14 protein-coding genes, 2 tRNA genes and 1 pseudogene are annotated in these 16,154 nt (G+C 69.5%); 8 read left to right on the top strand and 9 right to left on the bottom strand.

What is annotated here, in order from left to right; translation table 11 throughout:
• Window positions 1-60: 60 nt before the first annotated feature.
• Window positions 61-717, bottom strand: a complete 657-nt coding sequence (locus ACFJGV_RS18815) for a TetR/AcrR family transcriptional regulator (RefSeq protein WP_378145761.1) — start codon at window positions 715-717, stop codon at window positions 61-63.
• Between the two features lie 118 nt (window positions 718-835).
• Here ACFJGV_RS18815 and ACFJGV_RS18810 point away from each other — a divergent pair, with 118 nt between their 5' ends.
• Window positions 836-1,885, top strand: coding sequence for an App1 family protein (locus tag ACFJGV_RS18810; protein ID WP_378145760.1), 1,050 nt, complete (start codon window positions 836-838; stop codon window positions 1,883-1,885).
• 3 nt (window positions 1,886-1,888) lie between these two features.
• Here the strand turns inward: ACFJGV_RS18810 and ACFJGV_RS18805 are convergent, their stop codons facing one another.
• Complete coding sequence (locus tag ACFJGV_RS18805) at window positions 1,889-3,337, bottom strand: helix-turn-helix domain-containing protein (protein WP_378145758.1); 1,449 nt, start codon at window positions 3,335-3,337, stop codon at window positions 1,889-1,891.
• A 109-nt stretch (window positions 3,338-3,446) separates the two neighbouring features.
• Here ACFJGV_RS18805 and ACFJGV_RS18800 point away from each other — a divergent pair.
• The 6 genes and pseudogenes from ACFJGV_RS18800 (at window position 3,447) to ACFJGV_RS18775 (ending at window position 9,316) form a co-directional block, all read left to right on the top strand.
• Window positions 3,447-5,283: pseudogene (locus ACFJGV_RS18800) on the top strand (phosphoenolpyruvate carboxykinase (GTP)).
• Window positions 5,284-5,415: 132 nt separating this feature from the next.
• Window positions 5,416-5,775, top strand: a complete 360-nt coding sequence (locus ACFJGV_RS18795; protein WP_378145757.1) for a hypothetical protein — start codon at window positions 5,416-5,418, stop codon at window positions 5,773-5,775.
• Entirely contained in the window at window positions 5,772-5,921 is a 150-nt protein-coding gene (locus tag ACFJGV_RS18790) for a hypothetical protein (protein WP_378145755.1), read from the top strand. Before ACFJGV_RS18795 ends, ACFJGV_RS18790 begins: the two co-directional genes overlap by 4 nt.
• A 79-nt stretch (window positions 5,922-6,000) precedes the next feature.
• The gene (gene valS, locus ACFJGV_RS18785) at window positions 6,001-8,577 is read left to right on the top strand and encodes a valine--tRNA ligase (RefSeq protein ID WP_378145753.1); all 2,577 of its coding nucleotides are present in this window, start codon (window positions 6,001-6,003) and stop codon (window positions 8,575-8,577) included.
• Window positions 8,578-8,591: 14 nt separating this feature from the next.
• Window positions 8,592-9,080 carry a GNAT family N-acetyltransferase gene (locus tag ACFJGV_RS18780; RefSeq protein ID WP_378145751.1) on the top strand — a complete coding sequence of 163 codons (489 nt, stop codon included), beginning with the start codon at window positions 8,592-8,594 and terminating at the stop codon, window positions 9,078-9,080.
• Window positions 9,077-9,316 (top strand): hypothetical protein, encoded by a 240-nt coding sequence (locus ACFJGV_RS18775; RefSeq protein ID WP_378145750.1) that lies wholly within the window; start codon window positions 9,077-9,079, stop codon window positions 9,314-9,316. Before ACFJGV_RS18780 ends, ACFJGV_RS18775 begins: the two co-directional genes overlap by 4 nt.
• A gap of 105 nt (window positions 9,317-9,421) precedes the next feature.
• On the opposite strand, the gene ACFJGV_RS18770 is transcribed toward ACFJGV_RS18775, so the two are convergent.
• From ACFJGV_RS18770 to ACFJGV_RS18740, 7 genes are all read right to left on the bottom strand, one after another.
• On the bottom strand, window positions 9,422-10,228 hold the full coding sequence (locus tag ACFJGV_RS18770) for a class I SAM-dependent methyltransferase (protein ID WP_378145749.1): 807 nt from the start codon (window positions 10,226-10,228) through the stop codon (window positions 9,422-9,424).
• A gap of 9 nt (window positions 10,229-10,237) precedes the next feature.
• Entirely contained in the window at window positions 10,238-11,491 is a 1,254-nt protein-coding gene (locus ACFJGV_RS18765) for a benzoate/H(+) symporter BenE family transporter (protein WP_378145747.1), read from the bottom strand.
• Window positions 11,421-12,698, bottom strand: coding sequence for an ATP-dependent Clp protease ATP-binding subunit ClpX (gene clpX, locus ACFJGV_RS18760; protein WP_378145745.1), 1,278 nt, complete (start codon window positions 12,696-12,698; stop codon window positions 11,421-11,423). Before clpX ends, ACFJGV_RS18765 begins: the two co-directional genes overlap by 71 nt.
• A 162-nt stretch (window positions 12,699-12,860) precedes the next feature.
• A complete protein-coding gene (locus ACFJGV_RS18755) occupies window positions 12,861-13,547 on the bottom strand; it encodes an ATP-dependent Clp protease proteolytic subunit (RefSeq protein WP_378145744.1) in 687 nt (228 codons plus the stop codon).
• A gap of 41 nt (window positions 13,548-13,588) precedes the next feature.
• Window positions 13,589-14,182 (bottom strand): ATP-dependent Clp protease proteolytic subunit, encoded by a 594-nt coding sequence (locus ACFJGV_RS18750; protein ID WP_085019047.1) that lies wholly within the window; start codon window positions 14,180-14,182, stop codon window positions 13,589-13,591.
• A gap of 236 nt (window positions 14,183-14,418) precedes the next feature.
• The gene (tig, locus tag ACFJGV_RS18745; RefSeq protein WP_378145742.1) at window positions 14,419-15,756 is read right to left on the bottom strand and encodes a trigger factor; all 1,338 of its coding nucleotides are present in this window, start codon (window positions 15,754-15,756) and stop codon (window positions 14,419-14,421) included.
• Between the two features lie 62 nt (window positions 15,757-15,818).
• Window positions 15,819-15,893, bottom strand: a tRNA-Pro gene (locus tag ACFJGV_RS18740).
• A gap of 133 nt (window positions 15,894-16,026) precedes the next feature.
• Here ACFJGV_RS18740 and ACFJGV_RS18735 point away from each other — a divergent pair.
• Window positions 16,027-16,100: transfer RNA gene (locus ACFJGV_RS18735), tRNA-Gly, on the top strand.
• Window positions 16,101-16,154 lie beyond the last annotated feature (54 nt).

Here is a 16,154-nt window from a genome sequence, read left to right as displayed (position 1 = left end):
GCGGGCGGTCCCAGGTGACCGGCCGCCTCAGGTGAGCAGGCGGCCGTCGACGGTGCCGTGTCAGGCGACGAGCGGGGAGTCCTCGGCGGCGAGCACGCTGCGGGCGATCCGACGCGCCGTCTCGATCGCGCGCTCGTCGCCCTTGCGGTCGCGCAGGAACGCGCGGACCAGCAGCGCGTCGACCGCGGTGAGCGCGGTGTCGAGGCGGTCGGCGAGCGACCCGTCGTCGGTGAGCGAGTACTCCGACACGAGCACCTTCGCGAACGGGGCGGCGAAGCGGGCGGCGATCATCGAGACGCCGTCGACGTCCGGCAGCGCCACCTGGTCGCTGAGGCGGAGGGAGGTGTATCCCGGCTCGGTGCGGTGCAGGTGCACGGAGGCGTCGATCACGCGGTCGACCGCGTCCTCCCAGGTCTCGGGCGACGACTGCTCGAGGTTGTCGACCGCCAGACGGACGAATCGCTCGTAGCCGCGCAGGCTCATCGCGGCGAGCACGGCGATGCGATCGGGGAAGTACCGGTAGACGGTCCCGATCGAGGCGCCGGCGCGATCCGCGACCATCGCGGTGGTGAGCCGCTCGATGCCGACCTCCGAGACGACGGCGGACGCCGCGTCGAGCAGCGCCGAGATGCGTTCACTGCTCCGCGCCTGGACGGGCTCGTTGCGCACTCGCTCCGAGATCGTGAGAGCGCCCTCGATCAGCTCGTTGAAAGACACGTAGCCCATTCCTTCCCGTGACCCCTCACCGATTCTAGCGAGCGTCGATGCGCTGGAATACACCTCACGACGAATCCTCATCGAGAACATCCCCTGCCGATCATGGCAGAGTGGTCTCGTGGGCATCCCGGCGACCTCGACCCCGTTGCAGGGGTGGGCTCGGCTCGACGACTTCGTGCACGACGTGAGAGAGCGCCTGGCGCGCCGTCGCGGGCACCTTCCGACCGTCATCCCGTACACCGGCTACGGCACCACCACGCGCATCCGCGTGCTGGGTCGCGTGCTGCTGACGAAGACGCCACGGCCCGGATCGAGGGACGCCCGGCTCATGCTCCGCCGCGAGGAGCGGGTGCGCGGCTGGCGCAGCTTCACGAGCGTGCCCGTCGGCGACGTCGACGTGGTGGTCACCGCGGGCGGCACCGAGCACGTCGTCAAGGCCGACCGCGGCGGAGTGGTCGACGCCGGTGTCGACGTCGAGCTCGAACCGGGCTGGCACACCATCACCCTGCGGACCGAGCACTCGGAGACCGTCGACGCGCCCGTGTACGTCGTCCCGCCGGATGCGCGTTTCGGAGTCGTCTGCGACATCGACGACACGGTCATGGTCACCGCGCTCCCGCGCCCGTTCCTGGCGTTCTGGAACACGTTCGTGCTCGACGTCCACGCCCGCACGCCCACGCCCGGCATGGCGGTCTTCCTCGACCACTTCGCGCAGCAGCACCCCGGGGCGCCCGTGATCTACCTCTCGACCGGGGCGTGGAACGTCGCGCCGACGCTCAACCGCTTCCTCGGCCGCAACCTCTACCCGCAGGGCCCCCTGCTGCTCACCGACTGGGGCCCGACCCACGACCGCTTCTTCCGCAACGGACGCGAGCACAAGGAGCAGAACCTCCGCCGCCTGGCCGGCGAGTTCCCCGACGTCCGCTGGCTGCTCATCGGCGACGACGGCCAGCACGACGAGGAGATCTACGCCGGCTTCGCCCGCGAGCACCCGGAGAACGTCGCGGCCGTGGCCATCCGGCGCCTCTCCCCCGCGGAGGCCGTGCTCGCGGGTGGTCGAGCGAACACGCCCGACACCGGGCCGGCGGAGATCCCCTGGGTCTCGGCCCCGGATGGCGCGGGCCTGGCCGAGCAGCTCGGCCGCGCAGGCCTCATCGAGACGCCCTGACGCTCAGCTCAACGTGCCGGCGTGGCGCTCGAGGAACTGGTACACCTCGTTCTCGGCGACACCGGGGAACTTCCCCGACGGCAGCGGCGACAGGATGTGCGCGTGCAGCTTCGCGCTCGGCCAGGCCGCCGTCGACCAGCGCTCGGCCAGCTCGGAGCTCGGGCGCCGACAGCATGACTCATCGGGACAGGTCGACACCCGGCGCTGCTGGGTGTCGCGCCCGCGGAACCACTTGGCCTCCGCGAACGGCACTCCGAAGGTGATCGAGAACTCGCCCTGATCGCTCATCGACCCGGTCTGGGTGGCGCACCAGAAGGTGCCGGCCGGGGTGTCGGTGTACTGGTAGAACTCCGTCGTGCGGTTGGTGCGGGCCAGCGCACCACGGGCCGCCCACTTGTCGCACACCGGCTGCCCCTCCACCGCCCCGGTCACATCGGTGGGCAGCGGGAGTCCGTCGTTCTCGTACGCCTTGTAGACGGCGCCGTCCTCCCCCACCCGCAGGAAGTGCACCCGCATGTCGAGGTGGCTGGTGGCGAGGTTCGTCATGCGCAGCGCGGCCGCCTCGTGCGTGACGCCGAACGCGTCGCGGAAGTCCTCCACCGAGAGGTCCTTGCGCTGCTTCGCCGCCTGCAGGAAGCGCACCGACTGTTCGAGCGGCATCAGACAGGCCGCGGCGAAGTAGTTGATCTCGAGCCGCTGCCGGAGGAAGTCGGCGTAGTTCTCGGGCGGCGTGTGGTCCAGGATGCGGTGGGCCATCGCCTGCAGCGCCATCGACCGCAGACCGTGGCCGCCGGGGATCGACGCCGGCGGGAGGTAGATGCGGCCGTTGTGCAGATCGGTGACCGATCGCGCCGAGTGCGGGAGGTCGTCGACGTAGACGAGCGTGAAGCCGAGCCGCTCCGCCAGCAGCGACACGCTGCGATGCGTGAGCGCGCCGGTGGTGTGGCCCACGCTGGCGAGGGCATCCTGCGCCGCCTGCTCGAGGTCGGGCAGGTAGTTCGCCCGCTCGCGCATGCCCGCCTTGTTCTCTGTGTTGGCGCGGCGGGCCTCCTCGGGTGTCGCGATCGACTGCCGAGCCCGCCGATCGAGCTCCCGGTGGAGGCCCACGAGCGACTGCAGGGTCTCCATCGGCAGCGAGCGGCTCGGCGGCACGATCGGGAGGCCGAGCGTGGAGTACAGCGGGCCCGCCTGCGCCTTCGCCAGCTCGATCTCGAGCGCGGTGCGCTCGTCGGGCGCCTCGTCGCGCAGCAGGTCGGGCATCGGGACGTCGAGCTCGGCCGACAGGGCCTGCAGCAGCGAGAGCTTCGGCTCACGCCGACCGTTCTCGATCAGCGACAGCTGGCTGCCGACGACACCCACCTTGGCGCCGAGCTGGTCGAGCGTCAGCCCGCGCTCACGACGGTGGTGCCGGATTCGTCGCCCCAGCGTGATGAGGTCGGTGCCGTACGCCATCTTGCTCCTTTGTAAAGATCTGCCGTTCTTTACACGACTTTCCTCCGAAGATAGCGCTGAGAACGCGAATAGTGGAAGACACACCTCACACTTTCGAAGGATCTACACCATGAGCATCCTGGAGACCGCCCCCACCGCCCTCGACGACGGCCCCAGCCGCAACGCCGCCGTCAACGACTGGGTCGCCGACGTCGCCGCCCTCACGAAGCCCGACCGCATCGTGTGGTGCGACGGCTCCGCACGCGAGTGGGACGACCTGACCAAGGAGATGGTGTCGAACGGCACCCTCATCCGCCTCAACCCCGAGTGGCGCCCCCACAGCTTCCTCGCCCGCAGCGACCCCGACGACGTCGCCAGGGTCGAGGACCGCACCTTCATCTGCTCCGAGAACCGCGCGGATGCGGGCCCCACCAACAACTGGCGCGATCCGTTCGCCATGCGCGAGGAGCTGACCACCCTCTTCGCCGGCAGCATGCGCGGGCGCACGATGTACGTCGTGCCCTTCTCGATGGGTCCGCTCGGCGGCGCCATCTCGCAGCTCGGCGTGCAGATCACCGACTCGCCCTACGTCGTCGTCAGCATGCAGCTGATGACCCGGATGGGGACCGAGGCGCTCGACCTGATCGGCCCCGACACCGAGTGGGTGCCTGCCCTCCACTCCGTGGGGTACCCGCTCGTCGACGCCGACGGCACCCGTCGCGACGACGTCCCGTGGCCGAACAACCCGGTGAAGTACATCTCCCACTTCCCCGAGACCCGGGAGATCTGGTCGTACGGCTCGGGCTACGGCGGCAACGCCCTGCTCGGCAAGAAGTGCTTCGCCCTGCGCATCGCGTCGGTCATGGCCCGCGACGAGGGCTGGCTCGCCGAGCACATGCTCATCATCAAGGTGACGAGCCCCGAGGGTCGCTCGTACCACCTCGCCGCCGCCTTCCCGTCCGCGTGCGGCAAGACCAACCTCGCGATGCTCATGCCCACCATCCCCGGGTGGCGGGTCGAGACCATCGGCGACGACATCGCGTGGATGCGGCCCGGGCCCGACGGCCGTCTGCGCGCGATCAACCCCGAGCGCGGCTTCTTCGGCGTCGCCCCCGGCACCGGCATCGCCACGAACCCCGCCGCGGTCGACACCATGTGGGGCAACACGATCTTCACGAACGTGGCCCTCCGCGACGACGGCGACGTCTGGTGGAGAGGGGCTCACCCCCACCCCGCCCGCGCACCTCACCGACTGGCGCGGAGAGGACTGGACGCCCCAGTCGAAGACGCCCGCCGCGCATCCGAACTCGCGCTTCACCGTCGCGGCCGATCAGTGCCCGACCATCGCGTCCGATTGGGACTCCCCCGACGGCGTCGTCATCGACGCGATCCTCTTCGGCGGCCGCCGGCCGTCGACGGTGCCGCTCGTGACGCAGGCCCGCGACTGGGGCCACGGCGTGTTCATGGGGGCGACGATGGCCTCCGAGACCACCGCCGCGCAGGAGGGCGCCGTCGGGCGCCTCCGCCACGACCCGTTCGCGATGCTGCCGTTCTGCGGCTACGACATCGCCGACTACTTCGCGCACTGGCTCGAGGTCGGCGAGGAGCTCGGCGAGAACGCGCCGGCGATCTTCCAGGTGAACTGGTTCCGCCGCGGCGACGACGGACGCTTCCTCTGGCCCGGGTTCGGCGAGAACTCGCGCGTCATCGAGTGGATCGTCCGCCGGCTCGAGGGCGCGGTCGACGTGGTCGAGGCTCCGATCGGCCGCCTGCCGCTCGTGCGCGACATCGACGTCGACGGCCTCGACGTCCGCTACGAGGACCTCCAGTCGCTGCTCTCGGTCGACCGCTCGGCGTGGTCGCGGGAGGCGGCCGAGATCGAGTCGTACTTCGACGAGATCGGAGGCGACCGCATCCCCGCCCGCCTCCGCCGCGAGCTCAGCAGTCTGAAGGCGAGCCTGCGGTAGCCACGCTCTCGCACGGGAGAGGCACCCGTGCGAGCCGGGTCGCCCGCAGTGGCAGCTGCGGGCGACCCCACCCTGCTCTGCCCCGCGAGGTCCGAACACCACCTGGCCCTCGCGGGGCAGTACCCTGTCGACATGATCGATGCTCATGTTCTCGTCACCGACGAGACGGCGTTCCACACCGAGTTCGGGGAACTCCGGCGGGTCAGAGCCGCGGTCGACCTGCCGTTCCACGGCGTCAGGAGCGGTCAGCCGGGCGGATGGGTGAGCGTCGGGGGCGGCGTCTCGCTCTCCGGCCGGAGCTGGCTCCGCGATGAGGCGGTTCTCGCGGAAGAGGCCACTCTCGCCGACGAGACGGCGACGTCCGGCTCGACGGTCGCATCGTCCTCCTGGGTGAGGCGACGCTGTCGTCCGCCTCCGACTTCATCGTCATCGGACCGTTCGGCCGACGTATGCACAGCATCACCCTCTTCCGTGGCCGGGATGGATCGGTGAGAGCCAGCTCCGCACTCGCGTCGGGCGACCTCGAAAGCGTGCTCCACGATCTCACCGGCGAGACCGAGCCCTTCATCGCGCCTCTCCTCGACGGAGTGGAGGCTGAGGCCGTACGCGAGCTGGCCAGGCGCCTGCTGGTGAGCTGACGAATCCACACGGTATCCTTGAGCGATCACACAGTGAGGCACCAACCGACGCGGTGCCGTCTACATCGCAGGAGGACCCATGCCCGCCACCGTGCCCGAGAAGCCCGCACTCGAGGGGCTGGAGTCCAAGTGGGACGAGGCCTGGTCGTCGCAGGGCACCTACCTGTTCGACCGTGAGGGCGCCACCCGCGACTGCGTGTACTCGATCGACACTCCCCCGCCCACCGCATCCGGGTCGCTGCACATCGGGCACGTGTTCTCGTTCACGCACACCGACATCGTCGCCCGCTTCCAGCGGATGCGCGGCAAGCGCGTCTTCTACCCGATGGGCTGGGACGACAACGGCCTCCCCACCGAGCGCCGCGTGCAGAACTACTACGGAGTGCGCTGCGACCCGTCACTGCCCTACGAGCCCGACTTCGTGCCGCCGTTCGAGGGCGGCGACAACAAGAGCTCGAAGGCGGCCGACCAGAAGCCGATCTCCCGTCGCAACTTCATCGAGCTCTGCGAGCGCCTCACCGTCGAGGACGAGAAGCAGTTCGAGGCACTCTTCCGCGAGCTCGGCCTCTCGGTCGACTGGTCGCAGACCTACCGCACCATCGGCGACGACTCGCTCCGCACCAGCCAGCTCGCATTCGTGCGCAACGTCGCCCGCGGCGAGGCGTACCAGGCGATGGCGCCCACGCTCTGGGACGTGACGTTCCGCACCGCGGTGGCCCAGGCCGAGCTGGAGGACAAGGAGCAGCCGGGCGCCTACCACCGCCTCGAGTTCCACCGCGCCGACGGCGAGCCGCTGTACATCGAGACCACACGCCCCGAGCTGCTGCCTGCTTGTGTGGCCGTGGTCGCGCATCCCGACGACGAGCGCTACCAGCCGCTCTTCGGCACCACCGTGACCACGCCGGTGTTCGGCGTGGAGGTCCCGGTGGTGGCCCACCACCTCGCCCAGGCCGACAAGGGCTCGGGCATCGCCATGATCTGCACCTTCGGCGACATCACCGACGTGACGTGGTGGCGCGACCTCGACCTGCCCAACCGGGCGATCATCGGCTTCGACGGACGCATCGTGAGCGAGCCGCCCGCGGCGATCGACACCGAGACCGGCCGCGAGGCCTACGCGCAGCTGGCCGGCAAGACGGTGTTCTCGGCGAAGCAGGCGATCGTCGAGCTGCTGCGCGAGTCGGGTGAGCTCATCGGCGACCCGAAGCCGATCACGCACCCGGTGAAGTTCTTCGAGAAGGGCGACCGTCCGCTCGAGATCGTGTCGACCCGCCAGTGGTACATCACGAACGGCGCCCGCGACGAGGGGCTCCGCGCGAAGCTCGTCGAACTGGGCCGCGAGCTCGACTGGCACCCCGACTTCATGCGCGTGCGCTACGAGAACTGGGTGGGCGGGCTCACCGGCGACTGGCTGGTCTCGCGTCAGCGCTTCTTCGGCGTGCCACTGCCCGTCTGGTACCCGCTCGACCCCGACGGCAACCCGGTGTTCGACGAGCCGATCATCGCGCCCGAGGAGATCCTGCCGGTCGATCCCTCGAGCGATCCGGCTCCCGGCTACGACGAGTCGCAGCGCGGCGTGCCCGGCGGCTTCCAGGGCGAGGTCGACGTGATGGACACGTGGGCCACCTCCTCCCTCACCCCGCAGCTCGCGGGCGGCTGGGAGCGCGACCCGGAGCTGTTCGCGGCGGTGTTCCCGTTCGACCTGCGGCCCCAGGGTCAGGACATCATCCGCACCTGGCTGTTCTCCACCGTGCTGCGGGCCGCGCTCGAGGAGGGCGGCAAGCCCTGGACGAACGCCGCCATCTCCGGCTTCATCGTCGACCCCGACCGCAAGAAGATGTCGAAGTCGAAGGGCAACGTCGTGACGCCCGCCGACATCCTCGCGGCTCACGGTTCGGATGCGGTGCGCTACTGGTCCGCATCCTCTCGCCTGGGCACCGACGCGGCGTTCGACGAGCGCAATCCGACGCAGATCAAGATCGGCCGCCGTCTCGCCATCAAGATCCTCAACGCGGCCAAGTTCGTCTACGGCTTCGAGGCACCCGAGGGCTTCGATCGCGTCACGGAGCCGCTCGACCTGTCGATGCTCGCCGAGCTGGATCGAGTCGTGCGCGTCGCGACCGACGCGCTGGAGTCGTACGACCACGCTCGTGCCCTCGAGACCGTCGAGACCTTCTTCTGGACCTTCTGCGACGACTACCTCGAGCTCGTGAAGGAGCGCGCCTACTCCGACGCGTCGGCGCCCGAGGGCAAGGCGTCGGCCGTGCTCGCCCTCCGCGAGGCCATCGACGTGCTGCTGCGGCTCTTCGCGCCGGTGCTGCCGTTCGCGACAGAGGAGGTGTGGTCCTGGACGCACGACGGATCGGTGCACACCGCCTCCTGGCCGACGCCGTCCGACGACGCCTCCGGCACCCACGCCGGGCTCCTGGAGCTGGCGGGCCGTGCGCTCACCGGCATCCGCGGCGCCAAGACCGCGGCGAAGGTCTCGCAGAAGGCGCCTGTGCTGAGCGCCGTCATCACCGGGCCCGAGTCCGACCTCGCCGCACTCCGGCTCGTCGAGGCCGACCTCACCTCGGTGGGCCGGATCGCGACGCTCGAGTACCGTGCCGGTGAGGAACTCTCGGTCGGCGATATAGTTCTCGCACCCGCTCAATGAGCCCGACGCGCCACATGAGCTCACCCACAGCGATCACCCCCACGGAGGCGACGATGCCCATCACGATCAGGCCGGTCGAACAGAGCGAGTTCTTCGCCTGGTACGCCCTGTTCGCCGACTACGCCGACTTCTACGAGACCCCGCTCTCCGATGAGTCCGCTGTGCTGGTGTGGAGCTGGATCATCGACCCGGCCGCCGAGCTCGACGCCCTCGTGGCCGTCGACGATGAGGGCGCGCTCGTCGGGTTCGCGCACCACCGCACGTTCCTGCGCCCGCTCGCCGGGTCGAAGGGCGTGTACCTCGACGACCTCTTCGTCTCTCCCGCGCAGCGCGGCCAGGGCATCGGGAAGCAGCTGATCGAGGCGGTCGCCGAGATCGGCAAGGGCCGCCACGCGAGCATCGTGCGCTGGATCACCGCCGACGACAACGAGACCGCGCAGGGCCTCTACGACCAGGTCGCCCAGAAGACGACGTGGGTCACCTACGACAAGGAGCTCGCGTGATCCAGCTCGGTACCCGCTGGTCGGTCGGCGACGAGGCGCCCTCGTCGCTGCCGCAGGCCGTGACCGACGCCGTGCTCGAGGTCGAGGCGCAGCTCTCGGAGGAGGGCGTCGACGTCGCCGACTGGAAGTGGACGCTCACCTGGCTGGAGGGCCGTCCCGTCGTCGAGCTCGACGACGACACGGTCATCGAGTACGACCCCGCCGCCGACGAGGCCGTGATCACCCCGGGCGAGTAGCGTCCGTCGAGACCGCATGCGGGTTGCGCCCGCTGAGCGTGCGCTCGAGGCCCCGGGAGGGCCGCCGACGCTCTCAGCGGGCGCAACCCGCACCACACCGCCGGGTCAGCCCCGGGCGATGATCTCGAAGTGCGGGAAGGCGAAGACTCCGGACGGGGTGTCGGCCCACTCCAGCCAGGCGGAGCGGATCGCCTCGAGCTCGAACCGCGTCGCGGCGCCGATCTCGAGCGCGCGCGAACCGAAGGCGCTCTCGATGACACGGTCGGCCCAGGAGCCGCCCCACCACTCCCGCTCCGCGTCCGAGGCGAAGCACCACGTCGACGCCGTCGTCTCCACCTCGTCGAAGCCGGCCGAGAGGGCCCAGGCCTTGAGGCTGCGGCCGGCATCCGGATCACCCGCGTTCGAGCGCGCGACCTCGTGGTACAGGTCGAGCCAGGCGACGAGGCCCGGCAGCTCCGGCGAGAAGACGGTGGCGCCGTAGTCGACATCGCGCGCGGCGACGATCCCGCCTGGCTTCACGACCCGACGGAACTCGCGCAGCGCGTCGACCGGGTCGGCGAGGTGCTGCAGCACCTGGTGCGCGTGGACCACGTCGAACGTGTCGTCGTCGAACGGCAGGTGGTAGGCGTCGCCGACAAGGAACTCGACTGTGTCGACGCCCTGGTCGCGGGCCAGTGAGTTCGCCTGGTCGACGATGGCCTCGGCCGCGTCGACGCCCACGACCCGTCCCGGCGCGAGCCGCCTCGCGAGGTCGACGGTGATCGTCCCCGGACCCGCGCCGACGTCGAGGAGGCTCATGCCAGGCGAGAGATGCGGGAGGAGGTACGCGGCCGAGTTCTCGGCCGTGCGCCAGGTGTGCGAGCGCAGGACGCTCTCGTGGTGGCCATGGGTGTACTGCTCGTGGGCTGCCATGGCCCCAGACTAGGGCTTCGCGGGCTCCCCGGTCGCGCGGCGCCCCCGCCAGGGGAAGGCAGCCCAGAGCATGATGACCGCGCCGACGACGAGACCCCAGAACGCCGACCCGATGCCGACGATCGAGACACCGGACGCCGTCACGAGGAACGTCGCGATGGCCGGGATGCGCTGGGTCGGCTCCTCGAGCGCGTTGCCCACCGCGGTCACCAGCGCACCCAGCAGGGCGAGGCCCGCCACGGCGGTGATGAGGACGGGCGGCGCGGCGCCGATGAGAGCGGTGGCGACGCCGGCGCCGAGCCCGAGGACCACCCATGCGATGCCCGCCGTGAACGAGGCGATCCAACGCTTCGAGCGGTCGGGGTGTGCGTCAGGGCCGGCCATGATCGCCGCCGTGATCGCGGCGAGGTTGAGCGCGTGGCCGCCGAAGAACGAACCGACCGCCGTGGCGGCACCGGAGGTGACGAGCGCGGCCCGTGGCGGCACCGAGTAGCCGAACGTCGACATCACGGCGAAGCCCGGCACGTTCTGCCCCGCCATCGTGACGATGAACAACGGCAGTCCCAGGCCCACGATGACGAGCGGATCGAAGGACGGCACCACGAACTGCAGCGACGGCGCCACGTGCGCCTGGTCGAGCCACCCCGTGCCGGCGCTGACCAGGATGGCGATCACCGCGGTGAGCATCGCGGCGGGTACGGCCCAGCGCGGCGCCAGCCGGAACAGCAGCAGCCACACGCCGATGACCGGGAGGGCGAGCCAGGGCACCTCGACGGCGGCCGTGATCGGGGCGACGCAGATCGGGAACAGGATGCCCGCCAGCATCGCGCCCGCGAGCGAGCGCGGGATGGACGTGATGGCGCGGCCGAGAGCCGGCCAGAGTCCGCACAGCACGATGAGCAGGCCGCAGATGAGGAAGGCGCCGACCGCGGCCCGGAAGTCGCCCGTGGTGGCCGAGGCCGCGACGAGCAAAGCGGCACCCGGCGTCGACCAGGCGAACGAGATGGGGATGCGGAACCGCAGCGCGAGCGCGATGCAGCACACTCCGGTGAGCACGCTCAGCGCGAGGAGTCCGCTCGACGCCTGTTCGGGCGACGCGCCGACGGCCTGGAGCCCCGCGATGACCAGGACGAACGACGACGCGAACCCCGTGATGACCGAGACGAGCCCGGCCGCGATGGGCTGGAGCAGGCTAGGCCGACTTCTCTTCGCGGCGCGCCGTGCGCGGGACGATCGTGGGCGCCGCGTTCGCGACCACGGCATCCTTCGTGACGATGACCGTGGCGACCTCGTCGGTGGACGGCACCTCGAACATGATGGGACCGAGCACCTCCTCCATGATCGCGCGGAGACCTCGAGCGCCGGTCTGCCGGAGCACGGCGAGGTCGGCGATCGCCTCCAGAGCCTCCTGCTCGAACTCGAGCTGCACGCCGTCGAGCTCGAACATGCGCTGGTACTGGCGCACGAGCGCGTTGCGCGGAGTGGTGAGGATCTCCATCAGCGCCTCCTGATCGAGCGGCGTCACCGTGGTGACGACGGGGAGGCGGCCGATGAACTCGGGGATGAGACCGAACTTGTGGAGGTCTTCCGGGAGCACCTCGCTGAAGAGGTTGATGTCGTCGCGCTTCGACTGCAGCGGCGCGTTGAAGCCGATGCCGCGCTTGCCGGCACGCTGAGAGATGATCTCCTCGAGACCGGCGAAAGCGCCCGCCACGATGAACAGCACGTTCGTCGTGTCGATCTGGATGAACTCCTGATGCGGGTGCTTGCGGCCGCCCTGCGGCGGCACGCTGGCGACCGTGCCCTCGAGGATCTTCAGCAGGGCCTGCTGCACACCCTCACCCGACACGTCGCGCGTGATGGAGGGGTTCTCGGCCTTGCGGGCGATCTTGTCGACCTCGTCGATGTAGATGATGCCGGTCTCGGCCCGCTTGACGTCGTAGTCGGCGGCCTGGATCAGCTTGAGGAGGATGTTCTCGACGTCCTCCCCCACGTAGCCCGCCTCGGTGAGCGCGGTGGCGTCGGCGACGGCGAACGGCACGTTGAGCCGCTTCGCCAGCGTCTGCGCCAGATAGGTCTTGCCGCAGCCGGTGGGGCCGATGAGGAGGATGTTGCTCTTCGCGATCTCGACCTCGTCGGCCTTGGCCTCGGCCGAGACGATGGCGCTGCGCGCCCGGGTGCGCTTGTAGTGGTTGTAGACCGCCACCGAGAGGGCCCGCTTCGCGGCATCCTGCCCGATCACGTACTCCTCGAGGAACTGGTAGATCTCCTTGGGCTTCGGCAGCTCGAACTCGCTCGCCGCCTCCTCGCCCGTCTCGGAGAGCCGCTCCTCGATGATCTCGTTGCACAGCTCGACGCACTCGTCGCAGATGTACACGCCAGGGCCAGCGATGAGCTGCTGCACCTGCTTCTGGCTCTTGCCGCAGAAAGAGCACTTCAGCAGGTCGGCGCTCTCACCAATGCGTGCCATCGCACGGCCTCCTCACGCTTGCGGTTCCATGAAGCCTAACCCGAACCTCGGACGCCCACGGGCATCCACGCGTGAAACGCCCGCATTCACGACGAAGGGCGCATCCGGGAGCGGACTCCTGGATGCGCCCTTCATGGCGATCGTCTCTTCGCGCGAGTGGACTCAGCCGACCAGCGCCGGGACGTTCTTCCGGCTCGCGAGCACCTGGTCGATGAGGCCGTAGTCGAGCGCCTCGTCGGCCGACAGGATCTTGTCGCGATCGATGTCCTTGTTGACCTGGTCGATCGTGCGGTTCGAGTGGGTCGAGAGGGTGGTCTCGAGCCACGTGCGCATCCGCAGGATCTCGCGAGCCTGGATCTCGATGTCGGACGCCTGCCCCTGACCGGCCTGGCCGACGGCCGGCTGGTGGATGAGGATGCGGGCGTTCGGCAGCGCGAGTCGCTTGCCGGGGGTGCCGGCGGCGAGGAGCACGGCGGCGGCGGAGGCCGCCTGGCCGAGGCACACGGTCTGGATGTGGGGGCGCACGTACTGCATCGTGTCGTAGATCGCGGTCATCGCGGTGAACGAGCCACCGGGAGAGTTGATGTACATCTCGATGTCGCGGTCGGGATCCTGCGACTCGAGCACCAGCAGCTGCGCCATGATGTCGTCGGCCGAGGCGTCGTCGATCTGCACGCCCAGGAAGATGATGCGGTCCTCGAACAGCTTAGCGTACGGGTCCTGGCGCTTGAAGCCGTAGGCGGTGCGCTCCTCGAAGCTCGGCAGGATGTAGCGGCTCGACGGCATCATGCCGGCGGCAGCCGCAGCCTGGCCTGCGTCACCCGCGGAACGGAAGGTGGGGGTCTCCATTGCAGTTCTCTCTTCTCGAGTTCGTGTCGTTCGGGTGCGGGTCAGGACTGGGGCTCGTCGGTGCCGCCGCCACCCACGACGTCGGTCGCGAACTCGCGCACGTGGTCGACGAAGCCGTACTCCAGTGCCTCCTGGGCGCTGAACCAGCGGTCGCGGTCACCGTCGGCGTTGACCTGCTCGACGGACTTGCCCGTCTGGGCCGCGGTGATCTCGGCGAGGCGCTGCTTCATGCTGAGGATGAGCTGCGCCTGCGTCTGGATGTCGGACGCCGTGCCGCCGAAGCCACCGTGCGGCTGGTGCAGCAGCACACGCGCGTTCGGGGTGATGTAGCGCTTGCCCTTGGTGCCGCTCGTGAGCAGGAACTGCCCCATCGAGGCGGCCATGCCGATGCCCACCGTGACGATGTCGTTCGGCACGAACTTCATGGTGTCGTAGATCGCCATGCCGGCCGTGATCGAGCCGCCGGGCGAGTTGATGTAGAGGTAGATGTCGCGCTTCGGGTCCTCGGCTGCGAGCAGCAGGATCTTCGCGCAGATCTCGTTGGCGTTGTCGTCGCGCACCTCGGAGCCGAGCCAGATGATGCGGTCCTTGAGCAGTCGGTCGAAGACGCTGACGGGGAAAGCCTGATCGGCCATGTGTAGTCGCTCCCATTCACTTGCAGTGCTCTGAATCTACTGGGCGGCGCGGCGCCCCGGGCCCCTGTTCGCCGTCGGCAGAGCGCCCCCCGGGCTTTGTCCATGTTTCCGTCCCGAAACCGGCGAAACGCGACGGAAAGGTGGACAAAGCCCGGGTGGTGCGAGAGGCGGAACGACGGAGGGCCGCCCCGCGGTGTGCGGGACGGCCCTCCGGATGCGCGGGGCGCGGACTCGGGTCAGTGCGAGTGACCCTCGTGGTCGTCGTCGGCCTCGAGGAGGTTCTCGCCGCCGGTCTCACGAGCCAGCTGCGTGAACTCCGACAGGTCGACGGCCTTGCCGTTGGTGTCGGTGACCTTCGCCTTGTCGAGGACGACCGCGAGCGCCTTGTTGCGGGCGACCTCGGCGACCATCGCGGGGATCTGGTTCGACTCGGAGAGGAGCTTCACGAACTCGTTCGGGTCCATGCCGTACTGGGCGGAGGACTGCACGAGGTACTGGGTGAGCTCATCCTGGCTGACCTTGATCTCCTCGCGGTCGACGACCGCGTCGAGCAGGATCTGCGTGCGGAAGGTCTTCTCGCTCGACTCGGTGACCTCGGCGCGGTGCTCGTCGTCCTCGAGGCGGTTCTCGCTCTCGAGGTGACGGTGCACCTCGTCCTCGATGAGGGCCGGGGGCACGGGCACCTCGACCTGCTCGAGCAGGGTCTCGACGATCTTGGTGCGAGCCTCGGAGGCCTGGCCGAACGCCTTCTGGCTGGCGACCTGGTCCTTGAGGCTGGTCTTCAGCTCGTCGAGCGTGTCGAACTCGCTGGCGATCTGGGCGAAGTCGTCGTCGGCCTCGGGCAGCTCGCGCTCCTTGACGGCGTTCAGCGTGACGCTGACCTCGGCATCGCGACCTGCGTACTCGCCGCCCAGCAGGGGCGCGGTGAACGTGGTGCTCTCACCGGCGGTGAGGGTGTCGAGGGCCTCGTCGATGCCCTCGAGCAGCTCGCCGGAGCCGATCTCGTAGGAGATGTTCGACGCGGTGTCGACCTCGACGTCGTCGACGGTGGCGACGAGGTCGATCTGGGCGAAGTCGCCGGTCTTGGCCGGACGGTCGACCGTCACGAGGGTGCCGAAGCGGGTGCGGAGACGCTCGAGCTCGGAGTCGACGTCGTCGTCGGACACGTCGACCGGCTCGACCTCGACGGCGAGACCCTCGTAGTCGGGGAGCTCGATCTCGGGACGCACGTCGACCTCGATCGCGAGCTCGAGGTCGCCCGAGAAGTCGGCGGCCTTCGGCCACTCGACGATGTCGGCCTGGGGGCGGCCGAGCGGACGCAGTTCGTTCTCGGAGACCGCCTGGCGGTAGAAGACGTCGATCCCGTCGTTGACGGCGTGCTCGAGCACGGCCTCCTTGCCGACGCGCTGGTTGATGACGGGCGGCGGCACCTTGCCCTTGCGGAAGCCGGGGACCTGGATCTGCGCGCCGATGTGCTCGTACGCGTGGTCGATGCTGGGCTTCAGCTCCTCGGGCGTCACCGAGATGGCGATCTTCACCCGGGTCGGGCTCAGCTTCTCGATCGTGCTCTTCACGATTGGTGTCTCCTGGATCTTCCTGCGGCCTGCGGTGCCCACGGGCCTGGGTGGTGAACGTGTCGGGGCGACAGGATTCGAACCTGCGACCTCCCGCTCCCAAAGCGGGCGCTCTAGCCAAGCTGAGCTACGCCCCGGTCGCCCGGATGAGCGGGCCGGTGACCCGCTCCGGTTCACGAACGGACGTGCTCCGGCGAAATGGCCTCGGCAAGTCTACGGCATGCCGCGCCGTGTACTACGATGTTCTGGTGCCCGGGCGTATGCCCGTGCGGGGATGTAGCTCAATGGTAGAGCCTCAGTCTTCCAAACTGATTACGCGGGTTCGATTCCCGTCATCCCCTCCATGCAGGAGGCGGAGACTGCTTAGGCCTCAGTACCGCTGACTACTTCTAATCCCG

Origin of the sequence: Cnuibacter sp. UC19_7 (genome assembly GCF_042699995.1) — a bacterium.
In the GTDB taxonomy this organism is placed as follows: Bacteria; Actinomycetota; Actinomycetes; order Actinomycetales; family Microbacteriaceae; genus Cnuibacter.
Note: the sequence above shows the minus strand (reverse complement) of the source record. Positions and strands in the feature narration are given on the sequence as shown.